General features: G+C 71.6%; 16 protein-coding genes and 1 pseudogene. 6 read left to right on the top strand and 11 right to left on the bottom strand.

Annotated features, from left to right (window positions below; all coding sequences use genetic code 11):
• Nucleotides 1-256: 256 nt before the first annotated feature.
• The 9 genes and pseudogenes from AB0472_RS17815 to AB0472_RS17775 all read right to left on the bottom strand — a co-directional run.
• Nucleotides 257-508 (bottom strand): annotated as a pseudogene (locus tag AB0472_RS17815) (transposase family protein); the annotation flags it as partial.
• A gap of 2 nt (nucleotides 509-510) precedes the next feature.
• Nucleotides 511-870 carry a nuclear transport factor 2 family protein gene (locus AB0472_RS17810; protein WP_366357392.1) on the bottom strand — a complete coding sequence of 120 codons (360 nt, stop codon included), beginning with the start codon at nucleotides 868-870 and terminating at the stop codon, nucleotides 511-513.
• Entirely contained in the window at nucleotides 867-2288 is a 1422-nt protein-coding gene (locus tag AB0472_RS17805) for an ATP-grasp domain-containing protein (RefSeq protein ID WP_366357391.1), read from the bottom strand. Before AB0472_RS17805 ends, AB0472_RS17810 begins: the two co-directional genes overlap by 4 nt.
• Entirely contained in the window at nucleotides 2285-3775 is a 1491-nt protein-coding gene (locus AB0472_RS17800; protein WP_366357390.1) for a condensation domain-containing protein, read from the bottom strand. The genes AB0472_RS17805 and AB0472_RS17800 overlap by 4 nt, the downstream gene beginning before the upstream one ends.
• A 118-nt stretch (nucleotides 3776-3893) precedes the next feature.
• A complete protein-coding gene (locus AB0472_RS17795; protein ID WP_366357389.1) occupies nucleotides 3894-5135 on the bottom strand; it encodes a cytochrome P450 in 1242 nt (413 codons plus the stop codon).
• Nucleotides 5132-6997 (bottom strand): non-ribosomal peptide synthetase, encoded by a 1866-nt coding sequence (locus AB0472_RS17790; protein ID WP_366357388.1) that lies wholly within the window; start codon nucleotides 6995-6997, stop codon nucleotides 5132-5134. Before AB0472_RS17790 ends, AB0472_RS17795 begins: the two co-directional genes overlap by 4 nt.
• Before the next feature lie 4 nt (nucleotides 6998-7001).
• On the bottom strand, nucleotides 7002-7721 hold the full coding sequence (locus AB0472_RS17785; protein WP_366357387.1) for a thioesterase domain-containing protein: 720 nt from the start codon (nucleotides 7719-7721) through the stop codon (nucleotides 7002-7004).
• Nucleotides 7718-8956 (bottom strand): MFS transporter, encoded by a 1239-nt coding sequence (locus AB0472_RS17780; RefSeq protein WP_366357386.1) that lies wholly within the window; start codon nucleotides 8954-8956, stop codon nucleotides 7718-7720. Before AB0472_RS17780 ends, AB0472_RS17785 begins: the two co-directional genes overlap by 4 nt.
• Nucleotides 8953-14676 carry an amino acid adenylation domain-containing protein gene (locus AB0472_RS17775; RefSeq protein WP_366357385.1) on the bottom strand — a complete coding sequence of 1908 codons (5724 nt, stop codon included), beginning with the start codon at nucleotides 14674-14676 and terminating at the stop codon, nucleotides 8953-8955. Before AB0472_RS17775 ends, AB0472_RS17780 begins: the two co-directional genes overlap by 4 nt.
• A 316-nt stretch (nucleotides 14677-14992) precedes the next feature.
• Between AB0472_RS17775 and leuC the strand changes: the two genes are divergently transcribed.
• From leuC to AB0472_RS17750, 5 genes are read left to right on the top strand one after another with little or no spacing between them, the layout of a single operon-like run.
• Nucleotides 14993-16372: a 3-isopropylmalate dehydratase large subunit gene (leuC, locus tag AB0472_RS17770; RefSeq protein ID WP_366357384.1), complete on the top strand. Its 1380-nt coding sequence runs from the start codon at nucleotides 14993-14995 to the stop codon at nucleotides 16370-16372.
• 16 nt (nucleotides 16373-16388) lie between these two features.
• Nucleotides 16389-16982 carry a 3-isopropylmalate dehydratase small subunit gene (gene leuD, locus AB0472_RS17765; protein ID WP_366357383.1) on the top strand — a complete coding sequence of 198 codons (594 nt, stop codon included), beginning with the start codon at nucleotides 16389-16391 and terminating at the stop codon, nucleotides 16980-16982.
• Entirely contained in the window at nucleotides 16979-18169 is a 1191-nt protein-coding gene (locus AB0472_RS17760; RefSeq protein ID WP_366357382.1) for a pyridoxal phosphate-dependent aminotransferase, read from the top strand. The genes leuD and AB0472_RS17760 overlap by 4 nt, the downstream gene beginning before the upstream one ends.
• Nucleotides 18170-18200: 31 nt before the next feature.
• Nucleotides 18201-19205 carry a TauD/TfdA family dioxygenase gene (locus AB0472_RS17755; RefSeq protein WP_366357381.1) on the top strand — a complete coding sequence of 335 codons (1005 nt, stop codon included), beginning with the start codon at nucleotides 18201-18203 and terminating at the stop codon, nucleotides 19203-19205.
• 56 nt (nucleotides 19206-19261) lie between these two features.
• Nucleotides 19262-20461, top strand: a complete 1200-nt coding sequence (locus AB0472_RS17750) for a LeuA family protein (RefSeq protein ID WP_366357380.1) — start codon at nucleotides 19262-19264, stop codon at nucleotides 20459-20461.
• Between the two features lie 49 nt (nucleotides 20462-20510).
• Here the strand turns inward: AB0472_RS17750 and AB0472_RS17745 are convergent, their stop codons facing one another.
• Nucleotides 20511-21152, bottom strand: a complete 642-nt coding sequence (locus AB0472_RS17745) for a response regulator transcription factor (RefSeq protein WP_366357379.1) — start codon at nucleotides 21150-21152, stop codon at nucleotides 20511-20513.
• A complete protein-coding gene (locus AB0472_RS17740) occupies nucleotides 21149-21355 on the bottom strand; it encodes an MbtH family protein (protein ID WP_366357378.1) in 207 nt (68 codons plus the stop codon). Before AB0472_RS17740 ends, AB0472_RS17745 begins: the two co-directional genes overlap by 4 nt.
• Nucleotides 21356-21759: 404 nt before the next feature.
• Between AB0472_RS17740 and AB0472_RS17735 the strand changes: the two genes are divergently transcribed.
• On the top strand, nucleotides 21760-22443 hold the full coding sequence (locus tag AB0472_RS17735; protein WP_366357377.1) for an alpha/beta fold hydrolase: 684 nt from the start codon (nucleotides 21760-21762) through the stop codon (nucleotides 22441-22443).
• Nucleotides 22444-22679 lie beyond the last annotated feature (236 nt).

Genomic DNA, 22679 nt, shown 5'->3' with positions numbered 1-22679 from the left:
CCGCCATGCTGGACGGGGATTCTCGTGAGGTCGGCAGCCGCCGGGGCACGTTCGGTCCGGTCGACCACCGTGCCCGTCCCGTGAACGCCGACGAGAACCTGCCGTCGACCGGCTGGACTTCATCGGCGGTGCCTCGAATGACCGCCTGGGTGCCCGAGCCGCCGTCTGCGCAGCACCGATCACCACTCCGTTGAGATCAATCAGGTTCGCCGGTGTTCTCCGGTCGCATGGTTCCGCCTCATCCGCGCTACCTTCACCCAGCGGAGGAGCTGTCCCCTCGGCCGCGGCAAGAGAGACGGACCATGCCGACTGTGCCCTGGTAGCCCTTGTCCGCCCAGCAGATGACGCCGGCCTCGGTGAGTGCCTCGACGATGCTGTGCTCGCGTGCGGCCCGGACGTCGTGGACGGCGCCGGCGAAGGCCGGTGAAGCCCACATCGGACGCCCCTTCGGATCGGCTACGACCTGCATGTTCATGCCGTGCTTCTTGTGTTTGCCCGATGGGAAGGGGCTCAGTGGGCCGGCGCGTGGACGTAGGTGGTGCGGCGCCGGATGAGGCCGTCCGCCAGGACGAAGGTGTCGGCGAAACGGGCCTCGATCACGGAGCCGTCGGGGGCCTCCCCGCGGAACGTGCCCCAGCAGGCCGCCGCCTCCTCGTCGGCGACCACGCGGTCCACCACGTGCTTCCCGTGCCGTACCTGGCGTTCGTTGCGGTAGAAGTGCTCGATCCGGTCGAGACCTGCGATGGGCTGCGAGCCGGGGCGTTCCATGACGCAGTCCCTGGCGAGGACCGACTTCAGGTCGTCCCAGCGCTGCCCGTCGATGATGTCGATCAGAACCATGACGGCAGAGGCGACGGCGGGGGTGTTCATGGGGCTCCTTCGGGGGTGGGTCCGGGAACGGGCCTGCGCGCTGCCCAGCGGGTGGGTTCACCGGCGGGTTCCGGAGCGGGTGAGTCCTGCCAGGCGCCGCAGGAGGACGCGGCGACGGTGCGCAGGCCCGTCGGTGCTCCGGTGTGATGTGCTTCGCCCTGCGGGTCGGTGAAGTCGAAGGTGTAGTGGAGGGTGTCGAGGGCGTCCCGGATGATCCGCACCATCTCCTCGTGGGTGTCGGCGACGCCCCACAGCACGTCCAGTTCACGGGTCATGACGCCGCCCGGCAGCGGCTGGTCCGGTCGTACGAAGCTGCGGTAGCCGCTGATTCCGGTCATGCCGCGCACCGAGGCCGCCCCGTCCACAGAGACCAGCCGGCACGGCCGGACCGGGGCGAGGCCGTGGTGCTGGAAGTGAATACGGTCGGGACGCAAGGGGCCCAGGCCTGGGGAACGGCCCAGTGCCTGGAGCACGGCCGCGTGCACGAGGTCCACGCCGCACGCGGTGCGGGCCAGGCCGTTGACGTGGCCGCCGATACGGCCGTTGACCTCGATCAGCCGGGGTCCCTCGGGGGTCAGTTTCACCTCCGTGTGGGTGAGGCCGTGCCGTACACCCAACGCTTGCAGCGCACGGGTCACCAGGTCGAGGACCGCCCGCCGTTCGCCGTCGGGAAGCTGGGTCGGCCAGTAGCGGCCAGGCACCCGGAAGGGGGCGACCAGCGGCAGCTTGCCGGTCACGGCGAGGTGCGTGACACCTTCGGGCCCGCACAGGCTCTCCACCGACGTGTGGTCCCCGAGCGGCAGCCGATCGTCTCCGACCAGCATCTCCTCCATGGTCAGCCGTGGTTCGCCGGACGGCGCGGGCGGCAGATCGGCCAAGATCTCCGTCAGGACGCGCGGGACTTCTTCCTCGTCGTGCACGGGGTGGGTGTGGCAGCTGCCCGCGCCGCGCACCGGCTTGACGACCGCGGGCAGTCCGACGTGGGCGAGGGCCGCGGGCCAGTCGGCCAGGGAGTCCAGCGGGGCGGTGCGCACGTCGTCCACCCCGGCGGCCCGCAGGGCGGCCCGCTGCCGGGTCTTGTCGGTGAGCAGCAGTGCGATGTCCGGGGTGTGGTAGGCCAGTTCCGCCGCCCGGGCCAGCTCCGCGGTGGTCCGGATCATGCGTTCGCTGAACGTCACGAGCGCGTCGGGTGCGAGTTCCCGCACGGCTTCGGCGTCGCTTCGGGCATCGCCCGACAGGTCCCGTACGTCGCCGAGTCGGGCGAGCACCGGACGCATCGCAGCCACGTGCGCCGTGTCGGGCACCAGGAACACGACGTCGCCCAGATCGGCGAGAGCGACCCCCACCTCCCCCGGAGACACGGCCCCGTCGTCATAGACGATCGCCAGGAGCGGGCGGTCGCGGGCGGGCCGCCTCATGCGGCGGCCGCCTCGACGAGGGCCTGCTCGAACAGGTCCGTATAGCGCTTCGCCTGCGTCTCGGACAGCCGCTCCGGGTCGTACGCGACGACGACGCGACTGCCCGCCTCCAGACCCTCCAGCTCGAAGTCCACCCGAAACGGGAAGCTCGGCTTCCCCCGTACTCGCCAGCCCCGGACGTCGAGGCCGTCCAGCCCCTCGAGGTCGCGATAGAGGTGGAAGTGCGTGAAGTTGAAGGTCGCCTCGAAGGCCGGGCGGCCCAGCACGCGCTCGATGTGGGCCAGCGGGTACGCGGCGTGCCGGTGCGCGTTGCGTTCCGCGACCAGGGCGGCGACCGCCCGGTCCGGCCAGGAGCCGCGGGCCCGGACGCGGACCGGCACGGTGTTCAGATAGAGCCCGGCGACGAGGTCGGCGCCCTCGGTCTGTGGCCGGGTGTTGACCACCAGGCCCGTCACGGTCTCGCTGTGGCCGGTGAGCGCGGCGAGGGCCTGCGCGTGGGCGGCGAACGCGAGGGACTTGAACGGCACCCGCAGCTTCTTCGCCGTGTCCTTGAGGGCGGCGACGAGCGGGTCGGACAAGGGGAAGCCGATGCGCTCCCGGGCGTCGGCGGGTCCGGTGAAGCGGGCGGACCCGGGGAAGAGCACGGGCTCGCCCGCCTGTCCGCGCCAGTACTCCGCGGCCGCCGGGTCGGCGAGCTGGGCGTGCTCGGCGTCGAGGAACGCCTGCTCGACTCCTTTCGGCAGGCCCGGGAGGGGTGACTCCCGGTAGAGGGCGAGGAGGTCCACGATCAGCCGCCCGAAACCCCAGCCGTCGACGAGGACGTGGTGGACGCGCAGGGACACCCGGAACGACCTCGCCGCGGGCTCGACCCCGCACCGGAACAGCGGTGCGCTGCCCCAGTCGAGCGCCGTGTCGCGGTCCGGGGCCGCGCCCACCACCAGCGGTGCTTCGACGTCCCGGTGGAACAGCTGCGCCGGTACGGAGTAGGTACCGAGATCGAAGGAGGAGCGCAGCGCCGCGTGCCGTCGGCACAGAGCCGCCAGCGCCCTGCGGAAACGGGGCTCGTCGAAGGGCTCGCCCACCTCCCAGCTGAACTCCGAGTGGTAGAGCCCAGGGTCCGCGCTGCTGTCGCACAGGTAGATCATCGCGACCTGGAGGGCGGACGCGGGCAAGGCGTCAGCGAGCCCCGGTGGCAGCAGCGCCCGGTCCGTGGCGGTGAGATCACTGGTGGCGGGTCGGTCGTCCGGTACCTCGCCGCCCCTGGCGGTCAGGTGGGCGGCGAGCGCGCGCGGGGTGGAGTGGTGCAGGACGTCCCGCAGGGTGACGCCGATCCCCTGGGCGTTCGCGTCGGCGACCACTCTGAGGGCGGTCAGGGAGTCGCCTCCCATCGCGTAGAAGTCGTCGTCCGGGCCGATCTCCTGGCCGTCGAGGTGCCGGCTCAGGATCGCGCGGAACGCCGTCGCGATCTCGTCGGTGTCGGCGCTCATGTTCTGCTCCTTAGAGGCGTGCCGGGGATTGCGGAGAGCGGACGGGGAGCCGGCAGGGTGACGGGAGCCGGTTGGTGGGAGGTCCCGTTCGGGCGGGTGCGGCCGGAGGGCTCGGTGCTCAGGCCGTACGCGGCCGGGTGTGGACGGGCAGTCGGGACAGGCCCGCGACGAAGTTCGACACCAGGTGTCGTGGCTCCCCGGCCGGCCGGAACTCGGCGACCTGCTCGAAGACTTCCTCGAAGAAGATCCGCAGCGTCTGCCGGGCCACTGCCGCGCCCAGGCAGTAGTGCGGTCCGAATCCGAAGGCGATGTGCCGGTTGCCGGTCCGGCTCGGGTCGAAACGGAACGGCTCGGTGAATACCCGCTCGTCCCGGTTGGCCGAACCCACCCAGACCGCGACGGCGTCCCCGGCCGGCACCACCCCGCCGCTCAGCTCGGTGTCCTTGACCGCATGGCGCAGGAAGCTGCTGGCGGGTGAGGTCCAGCGCAGTCCCTCCTCCACCAGTCCGGGCACCAGGGAGGGATCCCGTGCGATCGCGCGGAACACCTCAGGGTGGTCCATCAGGGCCTGCACCGTGCCCGAGACGGTGTGCGGTGTCGTCGCGTTGGCTCCCAGCAGCACGCTGTAGCAGTTGACGACGACCTCCTCGTCCGTGAGCGTCCGGTCTCCCGCCCGCATGCTCATCAGGAGCCGGATCACGTCCTCGCCCGTGGTTCCCCTGCGCCGGGCCACCTGGTCGGTGAAGTAGGCGAACAGTTGGTGATGCGCGACCGCCAGGGTCGAGGCGGAGCCGCCCCCCACACGCAGGTCCGGGTCCTCGGGGGCGGCGGCCGCCGCCGTCCAGCGGAACAGGTCGGGCCAGTCCTCCTCGGGCAGGTCCAGCACCGCGCCCGCGACCGCCATCGGCAGTGCCTGCGCGCGCTCGGCCAGGTCCCACTGCGCCGGTGCGGCGGCCGGGGCGAGCACCCACTGGGCGGCGGTACGCAGCCGTTGCTCCAGGCCCGCCCGTGCGCCGGGGGCGAACAGCCGGTTCAGCGGGCGGCGCAGTTCGGTGTGGCGCGGTGGGTCGGTCGCCACGAGCATGCGGCCGCCTGCCGCGTCGTGACGGCCCAACTGGTGGAGAAGGCTGCCGAGTTCGGAGGTGAACTCGCGGTGGTCGGACAGGACGCGGCAGGCGTCGTGGTAGCGGGTCACCGACCAGAAGGCACGGCCGTCGGGCAGGGACTGGTGGTGCAGCGGGGAGTGGGCGCGCAGATGGGCCCAGACGGCGTGCGGGTCGCCCCCGGCGTGCAGGTGAGGGTCGAACAGGTCGATGCCGGCCGGGTCGAGAGGGCCGGGCGGGGTCGAGGGGATCCTCACGGGGACACCTCCGGCGCAGGATGGCGCACGGTGGTCTGCCCCGCCTCCGGGGGCATGTCGTCCGGGTCCTCCCACGGCCCGTACCGCGGGTCCCTTCGCGTGGCTCTTTGGACGCTGCGGGCGAGTCCGGCGGGGGTCGGGTCGAGGTAGAAGTCGAGCGGCGACACCTCGACTCCGTACCTCCGCAGGAGTTCGCCGGTGATGGTCAGGGCGAGCAGTGAATGGCCGCCCAGTTCGAAGAAGTCGTCGTCGGCGCCGATGCCCGCAGTACCCAGCCGGTCCGACCACAGCTGGACGACGGCCTCCTCCAGCTCCGTCTCCGGCCACCGGTGCGTGGCGTTGACCTCCGGGCGTTCCAGGGCGCCGAGTTCCAGCAGGGCGGTCCGGTCCACCTTGCCGTTGTCCCGCAGCGGCAGGGCGTCGAGAGTGCGGATCAGGGAGGGGACGGCGTACCGCGGCAGCAGCCGGGCCAGGTGGGCGCGGACGTCCAGGACGGACGCGCCGGGCGCGGTCACGACGTGGGCGGTCAGGACGCGTTCGCGGGGCTGGGTGTCGCGCCACGGGGCGGTCACCGCAGCCTGCCGGACGTCGGGGTGGGTCAGGAGCGCGGCGACCACCTCGTCCGTCTCGACTCGGAAACCCCGTACCTTCACCTGGCCGTCGGCACGGCCCACAAAGCGCAGGGTTCCCTCCACCCGGCGGGCGAGGTCGCCGGTGCGGTACATGCGCGAGCCCGGGGGGCCGTAGGGGTCGGCGACGAAACGAGTGGCGGTCTCCGCCGGGTCGTTGACGTAGCCGTGCGCCAGGCCCAGGCCGGTGGCGTAGATCTCGCCGACCTCGCCGTCGGCCACCGGGCGCAGCCCGGGGTCGAGGAGGTGGACGCCGGTGCCGCGTACGGGGCGGCCGATGGGCACGCTGTCCCCGACGGGCGTCGTCACCGGGTGACAGCAGGTGAACGTCGTGTTCTCGGTGGGCCCGTACCCGTTCACGACAGTCGTGTGCGGCAGGTCGCGCACGGCGCGTGCGACGTGGCCGGGCGAGAGCACATCCCCTCCGGCGATGAGCCGTCGCAGGTTCGGTAGCCCGGTGAGGCCCGTGTCCACGGCCCGGTGGAAGAGTCCCGCGGTCAGCCACGCCACGCTGACCCGCTCGTTCCGTACGAAGTCGAGCAGCCGGGGCAGGGACGGCGCGCCGGCCGGCACGACGGCGAGGCGGGCCCCGTTGAGCAGCGCGCCCCAGATCTCCAGCGTCGAGGCGTCGAACGCGACCGGCGCGAAGTGCATGAACACGTCCTGCGGACCGGCGTCGACGACATCCCCGTCCACCACCAGCCGCAGTACGGCCCGGTGCGGCACGGCCACGCCCTTGGGCCGGCCCGTGGAGCCCGAGGTGTACGCGACGTAGGCGAGATCCTCGGGCCCGACGCCCGCGTCCACGGGAGTGTCCGGTGCCTCGATGTCGACTTCTGTGAGCACCCGGCAGCCGGGGAAGTCGTGGGGTTCCCGCACACCCGGAGTCGGTGTCCCGGAACCCCCGGTGTCGCCCGTGAAGTCGAACAGCACGGTCGCCGACGCGTCGGCCAGCATCTGCCGCTGGCGGTCGAGGGGCTGACCGGGGTCCAGGGCGAGGTAGGCCGCGCCCGCCTTCAGGATGCCGAGGAGCAGCACCACGGTCTCCTCGCCACGGGGCGCGCGGACACCGACGACGTCGCCGGCGCGCACGCCCGCCGCACGGAGTTGGTGGGCGACACGGTTGGTACGGGCGTCGAGCCCCGCGTAGCTGAGGTCCCCGAGGGCGGGGCGGTCGGGATGGGCACGGGCGCGCTCGCCGAAGACCGAGACGAGGGAGGTTACGGAGTCCACTGTGTCAGCCCTTCCGCAGGAGGGTGAGAAGTTCCGACGGGGCGGTGAGGAAGGTGTAGTGCTCTCCGAGCAGTTCGTGGAACTCCACGTCGTCGGAGTAATCGCGCCAGTCGTCGAGCAGCGCGAGGTCGACCTCGGGGTCGGCCGACCAGTTCACGACGCTGATCGGGCCCGGCAGCGGCGTGCGCGGGCGGGTGTAGACGCGGTTGGCCTCCAGGTCCTGGTGCAGGACGGAGAGGGTCAGTTCGATCAGCAGGGGGTGTGCCTCGCCGCCGCGCGCCGCCGCGATCGCGCCCAGTTCCGCGCCCAGTTGCTCGTCGTCGAGGCCCAGGAACCGGTCGTGCGGGCAGTGATGCGGCGGAGCCTGCGCGGAGACGACGAGCCGAGCGGGTTCCGGGTGCCCTGACTCGGCCAGACGCAGCGCCGTCTCGTAGGCCGGCAGCGCGCCCCCACAGTGGCCGAAGAAGGTGTAGGGCCGGTCGAGGTGGGGCGCCAGCGCCTCGGCGATGTCCTCCGACAGCGCCTGGTAGGTGCCGAAATGCGGCTCCCGGATGCGGTTCTCGCGAGCCGGGAACTGGATGGGGCAGACCTCCACGTCGCCGTCGAGCCGACGCGGCCACCGGTTGAACATGGACGCGCCGACCCCCGAGTAGGGGAAGCAGAACACGCGGGCCTTCGTGTCGTCGGCGGGGCGGCGCAGCAGCCAGCGGGTGAAACCGGTCATCGCACTTCCTCCAGCGCCTCGGGTTTGACCGGCGGCAGGGCGCGGATGGAAGGCAGCAGGAAGGTCACGACGCCCGCCGCGACGATGAGGGCTCCGGCCCAGGACAGGGTGGGGCCGACACCCAGTGCGCCGGAGACGGGGCCGACGACGGCGCTGCCGAGGGGCACCAGGGCGAAGGTGCCCAGGGTTTCGTAGGACATGACGCGGGACAGCGCCTCGGGCGGGATGTTCTTCTGAAGGGTCGTGTCGAGCATGACCTCGTAGACGTCGATGAAGATCGCGGAGGCGAAGGCGGCCGCGCACACCGCTGCCAGCGGGGCCTGGGCGGCGAGCAGGAACAGGGAGAGCGGGAAGCCCGCCGTGGCCAGGGCGGCCACCCGGATGGGCCGGGCGGGCCGGATGCGCATGGCGACCAGGGTGCCCGCCACGAAGCCGATCGCCTGGACGGTGACGACGGTGCTCCAGCCGGGGGCTCCGCCGTACGTCTCCTTGGCGACGACCGGCCCCAGGACGTAGAAGGATCCGGCCAGCAGGACGTTGACGACGGCCATCTGGGTGACCATCACCCACACCCACCGCCGGGCGGTGAACTCCTGCCAGCCTTCGCGCAGCGCCGCCAGCATCGTCTTGGCGGGACCCTTGGCGACCGGTGCCACGGTGCGCACCAGGGTCAGGAGCAGGGCCGACACGAAGAACGTGCCGGCGTCCACGAGGAGCGTGCGTCCGGCGCCCATGACGGCGACGAGGACACCACCGAGAACCGCGCCGAGGATGCTGCCGCCGCGCATGGACAGCTTCAGCAGGGCGTTGGCGGACTGGAGGGAGTCGCCGTCGACCAGCGCCGGCATCACGGACCGGGACGCCGGTTCGAACAGAGCGGCCGCCGCGCCGCTCAGGGCGGCGAGACCGGCGAGTGACACCGGTGACGCCGCCCCTGCGATGAGCAGCAGGGCCGCCACCGTCTGGACGCTCCCCGCCGCGACGTCCGCACCGATCATCAGGCGCTGTTTGGGCAGCCGGTCGGCGAAGACCCCGCCGAGCAGGACGAACAGCAGCTGGGTCACCATCCGGGTGGCGAGCACCAGACCGAGTACGGTCGCGGAACCACCGGGCATCTCCAGGATCGCGAAGGCCAGCGCGATCGGCATGATCGCGTTGCCCAGCAGGGAGACGGACCGTGCGGTGAGCAGGGCCAGCACGGACCGGTCCTTCAGGACCAGCAGATCGGACTTCATCGTTCCTCCAGGTCGCGCGCCACGATGCGGCCGATCTCGGCGAGCGGCTCGGGGTCGGCCATGGCGATGTGCGTCGCGTCGATCGGATGGGACACGAGGGCGCCGCCGACGTGTTCCCGCCAGACCTCGGCGGTCGGGGCGTCCTCGACGCGGTTCCGCGTGGCGAGGAAGAACAGCACGTCGCCGTCGAACCAGGTCGGCTCGTACGCGCGGACGATCTTCCGGTTGTGCGCCATGGTCTTCAGCAGGGCCACGATCTGCGGCTCGGTCAGACTGGCGAGCGCGCCGGTGTCGTTCTTGACGATCTCAAGAGCCCTGCCGAGTTCGGCGGATCCCTCCTCCGGGACGGCCTCGGGATTCTCGGGGTCCAGCAGGGAGCGCAGCATGGTCGCGTCGTTCACCCGGAAGTGGTCGGGCATGCCTGGGTAGCAGTCGAGGAGGGCGAGCATGCCGATCCGGGCCCCGCGGGCCCGCCACTGGACGGCCATCTCGTAGGCGACCATGCCGCCCAGGGACCAGCCCAGCAGGTGGTAGGGGCCTTCGGGCTGCACCTTCTCGATGCGCTCGATGTAGTCGCTCGCCATCTCCTCGATCGTCGCGGGCATCTCGTCGGGGCGGCGCAGTCCGTGTGCCTGAACGCCGTAGAGCGGGAACTGCGGCGGGAGCCGGCGCAGCAGTCCGACATAGCTCCAGCTCAGTCCGCCGCCGGGGTGGATGCAGAACACCGCCTCGCGGTCACCCTCGGGACGCAGCGGCAGCATGACCTCCAGGGAGTCGCCGCTGTTCCCGGCGTCGAGGCCGCGGGCGAGCGCGGCGGCGGTCGGGGCCGTGAACAGGGCGCTCATCGAGGGCTCCACGCCGAGCGCGGTACGGATGCGGCTGATGAGCCGGGCGGCGAGCAGGGAGTGGCCACCCAGGTGGAAGAAGTTGTCGTCGACGCCGACTTCGGGCAGGCCCAGCACCTCGGCGAAGAGCTGGCACAGGATGTCCTCGCGTGGATTGCGTGGCGCGCCGGAGCCGGTGTGCGGGGCGTCGGGGACGGGCAGCAGATGGCGGTCGACCTTGCCGTTGAGCCGCAGCGGGAGCGCGTCCAGGACGGTGAACGTCGGCGGGATCATGTGCGAGGGCAGCCGCTGTGCGAGGTGGTCGCGCAGGGCGGCGGGATCGGGGGCCTCTGCCGTGGCGGGGACCAGGTAGGCGGCGAGGCGTTTGTCGCCGGGCCGGTCCTCCCTGGCGAGGACGGTGGTGGCCGCGACCTGGGGGTGCGCGGCGAGCACGGCCTCGATCTCGCCGAGTTCGATGCGGAAGCCGCGGATCTTCACCTGGTCGTCGGTTCGGCCGACGAACTCCAGGTTGCCGTCGGACCGCCACCGGGCGGTGTCGCCGCTGCGGTACATGCGTTCGCCGGGCGCGCCGAAGGGGTTGGCGACGAACCTGGAGGCCGTGAGCGCCGGTTGGTTGAGGTAGCCGCGCCCCAGCCCGGCGCCCGCCAGGTAGACCTCGCCCGGGGCGCCCACGGGCACCGGGCTCAGGGTGTCGTCGAGCACGTACACCCGGGTGTCGGCGAGGGGGCGGCCGACCGGGATGCGCCCGCTGAGGTCCCCCGGCCGCACGGTGTGCAGGCAGGCCATCATGGTCGTCTCGGTGGGGCCGTACTGGTTGACGACCCGGCAGCCCCAGCTGTTCATGAGGGTCTCGGCCTCGGCGGGGCGCAGGATCTCGCCACCGGTGCCCACCAGGCGCAGCGTGGCGAGGTCCGCAGGGTTCGCGTCGTAGGCGAGGAGTGCCTCCAGGAGCGAGTGGACGACACAGATGGCGACGGTCGCCCCCGTCTCGCGAATGGTCCTGACGACGGCGGCCGGGTCGCGCTCGCCGTCCGGCGGCAGCAGGGCGACGGCGGCTCCGACGGACAACGGGCCGAAGAACTCCCGGACCGGGACCTCGAAGCCGAGCGAGATCACCTGGAGGTTGATGTCGTCGGGGGTCAGCTCGAAGCGTTCGACCACGTCCCGCAGCCGTCCGACGACGCCGCGGTGCTCCAGCAGGACGCACTTGGGCGCGCCCGTGGAACCGGAGGTGTAGACGGCGTACGCGAGATGGCGGCCGGTGGTGGTCAGCGGCAGCCGGGTGACCGGGGCTCGTGGTACTCGTGCGTCGGTGTCCAGCGCCACAGCGTGGACGTCCGGGGGCAGCCGCATGTCCGCCGCGAGGTCTCCGGAGTGGAGCAGGACCTTGGCCGCGCTGTCGGCCATCATGTACACGCGGCGTTCGGCGGGGTGGCCCGGCTCCAGGGGGGTGTAGGCGGCCCCGGCTTTCCAGACGCCGAGGACCGCGGCGACGAACTCGGGTCCGCGCGGCAGGCACAGGCCGACCACGTCCTCCACGCCGACGCCCAGGGAGCGCAGCACGTGCGCGATCCGGTTGGCATGCTCGTCGAGTTCCCGGTACGTCCAGCGGGTCGGGCCCTGGAGCAGGGCGAGCCGGTCGGGGGCCCGGTCGGCCTGCTTCTCGAACAGGGCAGCGACGGTGGGGCTCTCGACGGGCGGCGCCGCGGTGTCGTTCCACGTGACGAGGAGGCGGTGTCGTTCCTCGTCGCCCAGGATGTCGACACGGCTGAGCGGGACGGCGGGGTCGTCGGCGACGGCCCGGAGGAAGTGCGTGAGGCGTTCCGCCATGTTCTCCACGGTGGCGTGGTCGAAGAGGTCGGTGCTGTGGACGACGGAGCCGTCGAGGCCGGCGGCCGTGCCGTCCGCGTTCCGGTGCTCCTCGAAGCTCAGCGACAGGTCGAACTTGGCGGTGGGGTCGCCGACCGTCCGGGCGGCCACGTCGAGGCCGGGCATGGTCACACGCGCGGCGATGGCGGGCTGCACGCCGACGACCACCTGGGTGAGGGGGTGACGGGCCGAGGAGCGCTCCGGGTTGAGGAGCTCCACCAGGCGCTCGAAGGGCAGGTCCTGGTGGTCGTACGCGGCGAGTCCGGCTTCCCGGACCCGGGCCAGCAGGCGGACGAAGCTGGGGTCACCCGAGGTGTCGGTACGAGTGACGAGGGTGTTGACGAAGAAGCCGACGAGGGGGTGCAGAGCTTCGTCGTTGCGGCCCGCGACAGGCACGCCGAGCGGCAGGTCGGTGCCGGCCCCCATACGGGTGAGCAGTCCCGCCACCGCCGCCTGGAGGACCATCGCGACCGTGGCGCCGTGTTCGCGGGCGAGTGTGGCGAGACGGGCGTGCAGGGCCGCGTCGATGCGCAGGGTTACCCGGCCGCCCCGGAAGCGGGTGGTGGCAGGGCGGCTGCGATCGGTGGGCAGGGGCAGCTCGACGGGCGCGCCGCGCAGGGCCTCGGTCCAGAACGCGCCCTGGCGGGCCAGGAGCCCGTCCGGGTCCTCGGGGTCGCCGAGCAGCTCCGACTGCCACAGGGCGAAGTCGGCGTACTGTACCGGCAGCGGTTCCCAGGCGGGCGGGCCGCCCGCCGAGCGTGCGGAGTAGGCCACCGCGAGGTCCTGGAACAGGGGGGCCATGGACCAGCCGTCCGCGGCGATGTGGTGGACCACCACGAGCAGGACGTGCTCGTTGTCGTCGACGCGCAGGACGGTGGCCCGCAGCGGGAGGTCGGCGGAAAGGTCGAAGGGATGGGCGACCGCCTCGCGCAGCTGTTCCTCCAGGTCGTCGCGGGCCACGCCGACGACGGTTTCGGGCCGGGCGTCCGGCAGGACCCGCTGGAACGGCACGCCGTCGCGCTCGGGATAGACGGTGCGCAGGATTTCGTGCCGGGCGACCAGGTCGTCGAGGGCCGCGCGCAGTGCGGCGACGTCGAGGGCTCCGGTGAGGTGCAGAGCGTACGGAACGTGGTAGGCGGCGGAGCCGCCGTGGATGCGATGCAGGAACCACAGGCGGCGCTGGGCGTGCGAGAGGGGGGTCTCCTCGGGCCGCCGGCGCGGGGTGAGCGTGGGTCGGGTGGCGGGCGCGGAGAGCCGCGCGGCGAACGCGGCCGGGGTGGCGGCGTCGAACAGGTCCTGGAGTCCGGCCTCTGCGCCGAGCACGGAGCGGACCCGGTTGACGAGCCTGATCGCGGCCAGCGAGTGGCCGCCCAGGGCGAAGAAGTCCTCGTCCGCGCCGACCCGTGATCTGCCCAGCACCTGCGCGAAGAGTTCGCAGAGCAGTTCTTCGCGCAGGGTCGCCGGGCCACGCCCCCGTGCCGGGGCGGCCTGCGGCTGCGGAAGTGCGGCCCGGTCGAGTTTGCCGTTGGCGGTACGCGGCAGCGCGTCCAGAGTGACGAACGCGGCGGGCACCATGTAATCGGGCAGCGCGGCGGCGGCATGCGCGCGCAGTGCATCCGCGCCGGCGTCGCCCACGACGTAGCCGACCAGGCCGGGTTCGCCGGTGGGAAGCGGGCACAGCGCGACGGTGGCGGCCCGGACGCCGGGGTGGCGCAACAGCACCGCCTCGATGTCGCCGGGTTCGATGCGGAAGCCACGCAGCTTCACCTGGTCGTCGGCGCGTCCGAGGTATTCGAGGTCGCCGCCGGGGCGACGGCGGGCGAGGTCGCCGGAGCGGTAGCCGCGTTCCCCCGAGGGCAGCAGGACGAAGCGCTCGGCGGTGAGTCCGGGCTGCCCCCGGTAGCCGAGTGCGACCCCGGGCCCGGTGACGACCATCTCGCCCGCACTGCCGTCGGCGACCGGGACGAGATCCTCGCCGACCAGCACGATATCGGAGCCGGGCAGTGGCGTGCCGATCAAGCTCGCCCGCTCGTCCAGATCGGCGCGAGTGATCAGTCGGTGGGTCGCGTGCACGGTGATCTCCGTGATCCCGTACATGTTGACCAAGCCGGGCGCGTCGTCGCCGTACTTGGCCATCCAGGACGCCAGGTCGGCGAAGCGGAGTGCCTCCCCGCCGAACACCACCCACTTCAGCGCCAGCCGGTCCGGGTGGAGCGTCTCCTCCTCCGCGAGCGCGCTGAACGCACTGGGCGTCTGACTCAGCACCGTGACACCCTCGTCGCGCAGCAGCGCGCGCAGCGCGGCCGGGTCCTTGGTTGCCGCGTCGGGCACGACGACGACGCTGCCGCCGGTGAGCAGAGGCCCCCACATCTCCCACACGGAGAAGTCGAAGGCGAACGAGTGAAAGAGCGACCACACATCGTCGCTGTCGTACTCGAAGAGCGGCCGGGTCGACTCGATCAGGTCGAGCACGTTGCGGTGCGAGACCTCGACCCCCTTGGGGCGGCCGGTGGTTCCCGAAGTGAAGATGGTGTACGCGAGGGGAGAGGGGGCCTCCGGCAGCGCGGGGACGACATCGCCCCGGTGGGCGACGGCCTCGTCCGCCGGTCCTGCCTCGCTGTCGACGAGCACGACCGGCAGCACGCCTGCGAGGTCGTCGGACAGCTCCCGCGAGGTGACGGCCAGTCGGGCCCCCGCCTCCTTCAGGATCAGCTCGACCCGGGTCCGGGGCGTCGCCGGGTCCACAGGAACGTACGACGCACCCGCCCACAACGCGGCGATCGCCGCGACGATCATCTCCGCACCGCGCCCCAGGTATACGACGACCGGGCCCTCGCCGCCCGCCATCCGGGCCGCGAGGGCGTGCGCCGCCCGGTCGAGCTCGCGGTAGCTGAGGGACCGGCCGGCGGACCGTACGGCGGTGTGCTCGGGGAAACGCCGTACGGAGGCCAGGAAGCCTTCGAGCAGGGACGTCGGGGCAACGGAATCGGATTCTGTCGGCTCCACCGATGGCCTTTCGGGTTATTCGCGGGGGATGTGACCGCTCGCTGGCGGGGGCTGTGACCGTTCTCCAGCAGGAGAAAGGGGGAGTGACCGCGAGCATGACAACGTCGTCGGGCGTCGTCTTCGCTCATTGGAGGGGGATCGGTTCCGTCAAAGGTGGAGGCACCGGAAAAGGCGGAGGAGTACACCCACCCCAGTCGACTGCGCGGCGTGTGCCGTGCGTGCTCCCATGGGCGCGGCGCAGAACGGCCGACCGCCCTCCGGGGCGCGCCGGCTCCCGTACGCCTCACTCTCACCCCGCGGCGAAAGGCCCCTAGGTATGGCGGGAACGACCCTCGCGGAAAAGATCTGGCAGTCCCACCTCGTTCGGCGCGGCACGGGCGGCGAGGATCTCCTCTACATCGACATGCAACTGCTGCACGAGGTCAACACCCCGCAGGCGTTCGACGGACTGCGCGCCGCGGGCCGGACGGTGCGCAGGCCGGACCTGACCGTCGCCACCGAGGACCACAGCACGCCGACGATCGCGGTGGACCGACCGGACCCGGACGAGGGCAGGCGCGCCCAGCGCAGGCTGATGGGCAGCAACTCCGCGGAGTTCGGCATCCCCTTCCACCGGCTCGGCCAGCCCGGACAGGGCATCTACGCGGTCATCGCCCCCGAACTGGGTCTGGTCCAGCCGGGAATGACGATCGTGTGCTGCGACTCGCACACCACCACGCTCGGCGCCTTCGGCGCCTTGTCCTTCGGTATCGGCACCAGCCAGGTCGAGCACGTCCTCGCCACCCAGACGCTGCCCAAGCGGCGGCCGCGCGACATGCGCGTCACCGTCGAAGGGCGGCTCCCCGCCGGGGTGACCGCCAAGGACCTCGTGCTGTCGCTTATCGCCCGGTACGGCACCCAGTCGGGCCGGGACCACATCGTGGAGTACCGCGGCGAGGCCGTCGCGCACATGTCCATGGAAGCGCGGATGACTCTCTGCAACATGACGGTCGAGATGGGCTCCGCCGCCGGGGTCATCGCCCCGGACCGCACCACCCTGGACTACCTGGACCACCCCTCGGCCGAGGAGCGCGCGTACTGGCTGTCGCTGCGCTCCGACGACGACGCGGTCTTCGACAAGGAGATCACCCTCGACGCGGGCGAGTTGACCCCCTACGTGTCGTGGGGCACCAACCCGGGTCAGAGCATCCCGCTGGACGGCCGGGTGCCCGCGCCGGAGGAGTTCGAGGACGCCGTCCTACGCGCCGCCGCGCGCCGCGCCCTCGACTACATGGACCTGCGGCCCGGCACGGCGCTCCGGGACGTCCCCATCGACCTGGTCTTCCTCGGCTCGTGCACCAACGGACGCATCGAGGATCTGCGGGCGGCCGCCGAGGTGCTCGACGGGCGGCAGCTGGCCGAAGGGGTGCGCATGGTAGTGGTGCCCGGCTCGATGCGGGTCCGGGCGCAGGCCGTCGACGAGGGGCTCGACCGCGTCTTCCTGCGGGCGGGGGCCGAGTTCCGCGCGGCCGCCGGCTGTTCGATGTGTGTGTCGCTGGGCGAGGACCGGCTCAGCGCGGGGACCCGCTCCGCCTCCACGAGCAACCGCAACTTCGAGGGCCGCCAGGGACCCGGGGCGAGGACCCATCTCGTGTCGCCCCCGGTCGCCGCCGCGACCGCCGTCACCGGGCGGCTCGCCGCACCGGCCGATCTGTGAGCGAGGAGCCACCCGCATGGAGAAGTTCACCGTCCACACCGGGACCGCCGTGCCGCTGCGACGACGCGACGTCGACACCGACCAGATCATCCCGGGCCGGTTCTGCGCCACCCACCGGCGCAACGGTTTCGAGGACGGCCTGTTCGGCGACTGGCGCAAGGACCCCGGGTTCGTCCTCAACCAGCCCGCCTACCACGGTGGTTCCATCCTCGTCGCCGGCGAGATGTTCGGCACCGGATCGTCCCGTGAGCATGCCGTGTGGGCGCTCCAGGACTACGGGTTCAAGGTGGTGATCACCCCTGGCTTCGCGGACATCTTCCGGGCCAACTCCCTGATGGCGGGGCTGCTCACGGTGACCCTGCCGCACGTGACGGTCGACGAACTGTGGCAGCGGATCGAGGCCGAGCCGGACACCGCGGTCACCGTCGACCTGCGGGGAAGGACGGTCCGCGCCGAAGGGCTGGAGGCCGGGTTCGCCCTGGACGAGGACACCCGGGCCCGCATGCTCGAAGGACTCGACCAGATCGCGGCGACGCTCCAGCACGAGGAGGCCATCGCCGCCTACGAGCGACGCCGCAGGCCCGGCCTGCCGGTGTCCACCTCCGCATGAGCGGCCGGATCGCCGCGCGCTGCGCGACGGTCACCGAGTCGGTGACCGTCCGGCTGAACGACACGGTCAAGGAGTTGTGCGCGCAAGGTGTCGATGTCCTGGACGCGGGCGGCGGCGACCCCGACTTCGACACGCCCGCCCACGTCACCGAGGCGGCCGCCCGCGCGATGGCCGACGGGTTCACCCATTACACGGCCAGCCGGGGGCTGCCCGAACTGCGTACGGCGATCGCCGCGAAACTGCGACGGGAGAACGGCGTCGCCGTCGAGGCGGACACGGGCATCCTGGTCACCCCGTCCTCCAAGCACGCCCTGTTCGCGGCCTTCATGGCTCTCCTCGACCCGGGCGACGAACTCCTGGTGCCGACGCCCAGCTGGGTGAGCTACCGGGCAATGGCACGGCTGGCGGGCGCGGTCCCGGTCAGTGTGCCCCTGTCCACGGACAACGGCTTCGCCCTGGAACGCTCCCGGCTGGAGGAGTACGTCACACCCCGCACCAAGGCCCTGGTGCTCAACACTCCCAACAACCCGACCGGCCGGATGCTCACCCCCCGGGAGGCGGCCGACCTGGAGGCCCTAGCCCTCGACCACGACCTGTTGATCGTCACCGACGAGATCTACGAGAAGCTGGTCCTGGACGGCTCCCGGCACCTCAGCATCGCGGCCCGCTCGCGGTGCGCGGACCGCACCGTGACCGTCAACGGTTTCTCGAAGGCGTACGCGATGCCGGGCTGGCGGCTCGGCTGGGCGGCCGGGCCGCCCGACCTCGTCGCCGCGATGCTGGCCGTCCACCAGCACACGGTGGCTTGCGCGGGATCGTTCGTGCAGAGCGGCGGGGTGGCCGCCCTCACCGGCCCACAGGGGTCCCTGCGGGCCATGGCGGACGCCTATGCCGACCGGGCCCGGCTCCTCGTAGCGGGGCTGAACGCCCTGCCCGGGGTGCGCGCCAGGCCGCCGTCCGGCACGTTCTACGTCCTCGCCGACATCCGGGCGACCGGCCTCACCGACACCGACTTCGCCGCGCGGCTGCTGTCCGAGGCGGCCGTGGCGGTTACTCCGGGCTGGGCATTCGGCCCCGGCGGCGAGGGGCACGTACGCCTGTCGCTCACCAGTCCCCCGGAAGCGCTCAGGACGATCCTGGCGCGCATCGCCGGATTCCTCAGCACCGTCGTCCCCTCGCCGGCCTGAACGTCGGCCCACCCGTCAGGAAACGATCGGCATGCACCTCACCCACGAACTGACCGGAGCGGAACGGCGCTCCCTGTACTCCGTCCTCACAACGGTCCGGGGCAACCCCTACCAGGACTACCCCGCCTTCGCCCTAGCGGTGGCGGACCTCGTCGCCGCCGGCTCCGTGCCGTCCTTCCTCACCGAGGTGTGCGACCGTATCCGGGCCGACCGGCGCGACGGTGTCGACGTCCATGTCCTGCGCAACTGCCCGCTGGACGACGAGGTCCCGCTCCTGGGCAACGCGGACCCGCTCGCCGACAAGTACGCACGCAAGACGACCTTCGTCGCCGAAGCCCTGCATACGCTGTTCTCACTGCTGACCGGTGCTCCGCTCCTGGCGTACGCGAGCCGCTTCAACGGGGACTTCTTCACCGACGTCATCGCGCACGACCAGTACGCCGGTCAGCAGACCGGTTTCGCCGAGGGCGAGCTGGTCTTCCACAACGACCGCACCGCGCACCGGGTGCGGGCGGACTTCATCACCCTGCTCGGTATGCGCTGCCCGGAGGGCGACCTCGTCTACACCGGTTTCGTGTCGGGGCGCGAACTGCTGACCCGCCTCACGGACATCGATCAGGAGGTGCTGCGCACGCCGTACTTCGTCACCCCCTTCGACGTCGTCTCCAGGGACGCGAACCAGGGCCTGACCCAGTCCGGGCTCCACCCGATCCTGGAGAACGCACACAGTTTCCGGTACCTGGACACCCACACCACGGTCGCCGCCGGCAGCCCGGACGAGGCGAAGGACGCGCTGATCGCCCTGAAGAACTCGCTCGCCCGCGCCGAGCGCACCCGGCACCGCATCCGCACGGGCGACCTGTTCACCTTCGCCAACCAGGACGGCCTGCACAACCGGGAGCGCATCGAGGTCGACGACCCCGCCCGGGCCCGCGAACGCTGGCTGCTGAAGACGTACGCGTTCCGCGACGAGGCGAGGGCGGCACGGTTCGCCGACGAGTGGGTCGGCGCGGTGCCCGGCCTGGTCGGCGACTGAGCGGACGGCCGACGCGACCACTGACTCGGACCGACCACCGACTGAGGGAGGGATCCATGACAACACCGACACAGACCCGGCGGATCGCCGTGGTCGACACCACACTGCGGGACGGGGAGCAAGCGCCCGGCAATGCGATGCAGCCGGACGACAAGGTGGAGATGGCACGGCGGATCGAGGAGCTCGGCGTCGACGTGGTGGAGGCCGCGTTCCCCGCGTCCTCGCCCCGCGACTTCGAGGCGACGCGGCTGATCGCTCAGGAACTCAAGCGGGCCCGGGTGGCGACGTTCTCCCGGACGATGCGCGGCGACATCGAGACCGCCGTGGCGGCCGCCGGTACCGACAACCACGAGGTGCAGCTCGTGGCCACCGGCAGCGACATCCATCTGACCCACAAACGGGGAATCACCCGCCGGCAGTCCATCGACGAGATCACCGACAGCGTGGCCTTTGCGCGGTCGCTCGGGGTGAGCCATGTGTCGGTGGGCATCGAAGACGCCAGCCGGGGCGCGGACGACCTGGTGCGCGCGCTGTGCGACAGCGCCGTCCAGGCGGGCGCGGACTGCGTGATCCTGGCCGACACCACGGGCTGCGCCGTGCCCGAGGAGTACGGCGCGCTGATCGCCAGGGTCCGGTCCTGGGTGCCGCCGTCGGTACGGATCTCGACGCACTGCCACAACGACTTCGGTCTGTCGCTGGCGAACGCGCTCGCGGCGCTGCGGGCGGGCGCCGACGAGGTGCAGGTGACCCTGGGCGGCATCGGCGAGCGCGGTGGCAACACCCCGCTGGAGGAACTGGCCGCCGTCCTCGCGTACAAGACCGAGGAGTACGGGATGAGCACCGGTGTCGACCTGTCGCTCATGTACGACGCGTACGAGACGCTGCGCCGGATCATCCGCCTCGGCGAGCCCCGCAACAAGCCGATCTTCGGCACGTACGCGTTCGGCACCACGGCGGGCATCCATCAGAAGGGCATGCTGAGCAACCCGACCACGTACGAGTTCGTCGAGCCGTCCAGGTTCGGCCGCAGTCGATCACTGCTCATCGGGCGGCACTCCGGTCGCGGCATACTGCGGCACATGCTGGACCAGATAGGGGCCGAGGTGGACGAGGAGCGCTTCGACCAGCTCTACCGTACGCACATCAGTGAACGCGAGGGCGTCGACTGCGAGGATCTGTCGCTGGTCCAGGAGCGGCTGGCCCGCGAGCTGGCGGGCGAGCGTGAACTGCCGGACGGGCAGACCACGACGGTGTGAGATCGGTCCGTCGGCGGCTCCGGGGCCGCCGACGGACCGATTGCGGAGGCTACTGCCTCTGCAGCATCAGTACGGCCTCCAGCCTGCTGCGCGCCCGCAGTTTGGTGAGGGCGTGCGAGACATGGCTCTTGATGGTTGCGCCGGACACTCCGCAGACCGCGGCCACCTCGGACGTGGACAGCCCCTCGCCGAGCAGGCTCAGGATCTCCCGCTCGCGCAGGGTGAGGCGGGTGACCAGGTCGTCGGCGCCGCCGTCGCAGCCGTGGCGGGGCGCGTACATCTCCAGGAGACGAGGCGACAGGACCCGGTTGCCCGCCGCCACCGCCCGCACTCCGCTGACCACACCGTCGAGCCGGGCCTCCTTCACCAGGCAGGCCGAAGCCCCCGCCGCCAGGACGTTGTCGAGGACCCGGCGGTTCCAGTCCAGGCCCACCACGACGGACTTGATCCCGCGGACGGTGAGATCCCGCAGCGTGCTGAGCAGGACGTCACCGTGGCTGAGGCTGACCACAACGACCTCGACCCTGCCCAGGGGCCATTCCGAGAGCGGCCGCCGGCTGTCGATGCCCGCCACGAGATGGAGTCGGTCGTCGCCGCGCAGCGCGAGTTGAACGATGTCGCGGGAGATGGGGTCGTCATCCGCCAGCAGGGTTCGGACCCGCTGGGCGGACGGGGCCAGCAACGCGGTCACGCGGGCGTGGCGGCCGGGTTGCCAGAGCGCAGGCCCGGCCCTCTCTCCGTTACGTAGTCGAGGCACGCTTGGCGCGAGGACTCCTCAAGAACGACGCGCCACCCGACGGGCGCCTTCATGGCCGCCGGCCACAGCGAGTGGTAAGCCTCCTCATTTTGCAGTACGACAAAACGTCCTTCGTGAAATTCGAAGGGATTACTCATGGCAGATGCTCCAATCGTGACCACGGCAAAATAAATGCCATAACGGGATGGAGTGCTGGCATCAAGCGGAGGATCGCGTAGGGCGTGCTTCATAGCCTCGTGAACATCGAGGCGTGGATACGTGACCAAAAAGGATGTGCTGTGCGCGTGTATCCGCGTACCTACACCAAACCCCCCGATTACTTGGGCTCATAGGCCTCGCTTATTATAACGCCGGTTCCTTTAGTGATCCAGCAATTATCGAATTGTCATGGAAGTGATCAACTGCGTCTGGTCCGTAGCCTTTTGAGCTGAACGGGAGCAGTTTCCGAGCCCCCGATCCGGGCGTGGTTGAAGGTGCGCCCCCCGTGGGGCGGCGGGTGCGGGGATGGGGTGACCGGGGGCACGTGGATTACGATGTGCACATGATTGCCCACAGGTCGGTCGTGGTCTCCGGAGTCCGACTCGCCTACCGGGTCTCCGGGCCGCCGGATGCCCAGCCGCTCGTCCTGCTCCATGCCATGGGCGAGACCGCCGGGGACTGGGACGAAGTGGCTCCCGCGCTTGCCGCGGGCCGCCAGGTCCACGCCCTCGACCTCCGTGGGCACGGGCGCAGCGACTGGCCGGGCACGTACTCGCTGACGCTGATGCGCGACGACGTGCTGGGATTCCTGGACGCGCTGGGCCTGGAGCGGGTGGATCTGGTCGGGCACTCGATGGGGGGTGCCGTGGCCTACCTGGTGGCCCAGGCGGACGCCCGCCGGGTGGACCGGCTCGTCTTGGAGGACGTCTCCGCGCCGCTGCCCCGGAAGCCGTCGGCCGCGGTCCGGCCGGATGGGGAGCTGTCCTTCGACTGGGACCTGGTGCCCGCCGTACGACGACAGATCGACAACCCGGAACCGGAATGGCTGGAGCGCCTGGATGTCATCACCGCCCGCACCCTTGCGTTGGCGGGCGGCGACGGCAGTCCCGTCCCCCAGGCGGGCATCGCCGAACTGGTTCGCCGGGTGCCCCGGGCGCGGATGGTCACCATCGAGGCGGGGCATCTGATCCACCGCACGGAACCCGGGCGATTCGTTTCGGAGGTAAGGGAGTTCCTGGGGAGCTGACGCGACGGCGCGCCCAACCGCTGTCGTCCCGACGGTGCGAAGGGTCTTCGCGGGCGCGAGCCGGTGAGGGCCCTCTCTCCAGTCCGCCGCCCGTCGGCGCCTGAGGGCGGGAGCGGCGCACGGTTGCCTACGCCCTGCGGACATCCGGCCGGAGGAGTCCGACGGCCACTGGTTTGATACGGCGACACCGGCGACCGTGATGTCACGGAGTCCGGCCCGGCCGGCGGCGACTTCCT

This window comes from Streptomyces sp. NPDC086777 (assembly GCF_040702065.1).
Lineage (GTDB): Bacteria > Actinomycetota > Actinomycetes > Streptomycetales > Streptomycetaceae > Streptomyces.
This window is presented reverse-complemented; position numbering and strand designations above follow the sequence as displayed.

Bases quoted from the DNA above. Each gene is read 5' to 3' on its own strand.
- AB0472_RS17810 (WP_366357392.1), bottom strand. From the start codon at position 870: ATGAACACCCCCGCCGTCGCCTCTGCCGTCATGGTTCTGATCGACATC.
- AB0472_RS17805 (WP_366357391.1), bottom strand. From the start codon at position 2,288: ATGAGGCGGCCCGCCCGCGACCGCCCGCTCCTGGCGATCGTCTATGAC.
- AB0472_RS17800 (WP_366357390.1), bottom strand. From the start codon at position 3,775: ATGAGCGCCGACACCGACGAGATCGCGACGGCGTTCCGCGCGATCCTG.
- AB0472_RS17785 (WP_366357387.1), bottom strand. From the start codon at position 7,721: ATGACCGGTTTCACCCGCTGGCTGCTGCGCCGCCCCGCCGACGACACG.
- AB0472_RS17780 (WP_366357386.1), bottom strand. From the start codon at position 8,956: ATGAAGTCCGATCTGCTGGTCCTGAAGGACCGGTCCGTGCTGGCCCTG.
- leuC (WP_366357384.1), top strand. From the start codon at position 14,993: ATGGCGGGAACGACCCTCGCGGAAAAGATCTGGCAGTCCCACCTCGTT.
- leuD (WP_366357383.1), top strand. From the start codon at position 16,389: ATGGAGAAGTTCACCGTCCACACCGGGACCGCCGTGCCGCTGCGACGA.
- AB0472_RS17760 (WP_366357382.1), top strand. From the start codon at position 16,979: ATGAGCGGCCGGATCGCCGCGCGCTGCGCGACGGTCACCGAGTCGGTG.
- AB0472_RS17755 (WP_366357381.1), top strand. From the start codon at position 18,201: ATGCACCTCACCCACGAACTGACCGGAGCGGAACGGCGCTCCCTGTAC.
- AB0472_RS17750 (WP_366357380.1), top strand. From the start codon at position 19,262: ATGACAACACCGACACAGACCCGGCGGATCGCCGTGGTCGACACCACA.
- AB0472_RS17740 (WP_366357378.1), bottom strand. From the start codon at position 21,355: ATGAGTAATCCCTTCGAATTTCACGAAGGACGTTTTGTCGTACTGCAA.
- AB0472_RS17735 (WP_366357377.1), top strand. From the start codon at position 21,760: ATGATTGCCCACAGGTCGGTCGTGGTCTCCGGAGTCCGACTCGCCTAC.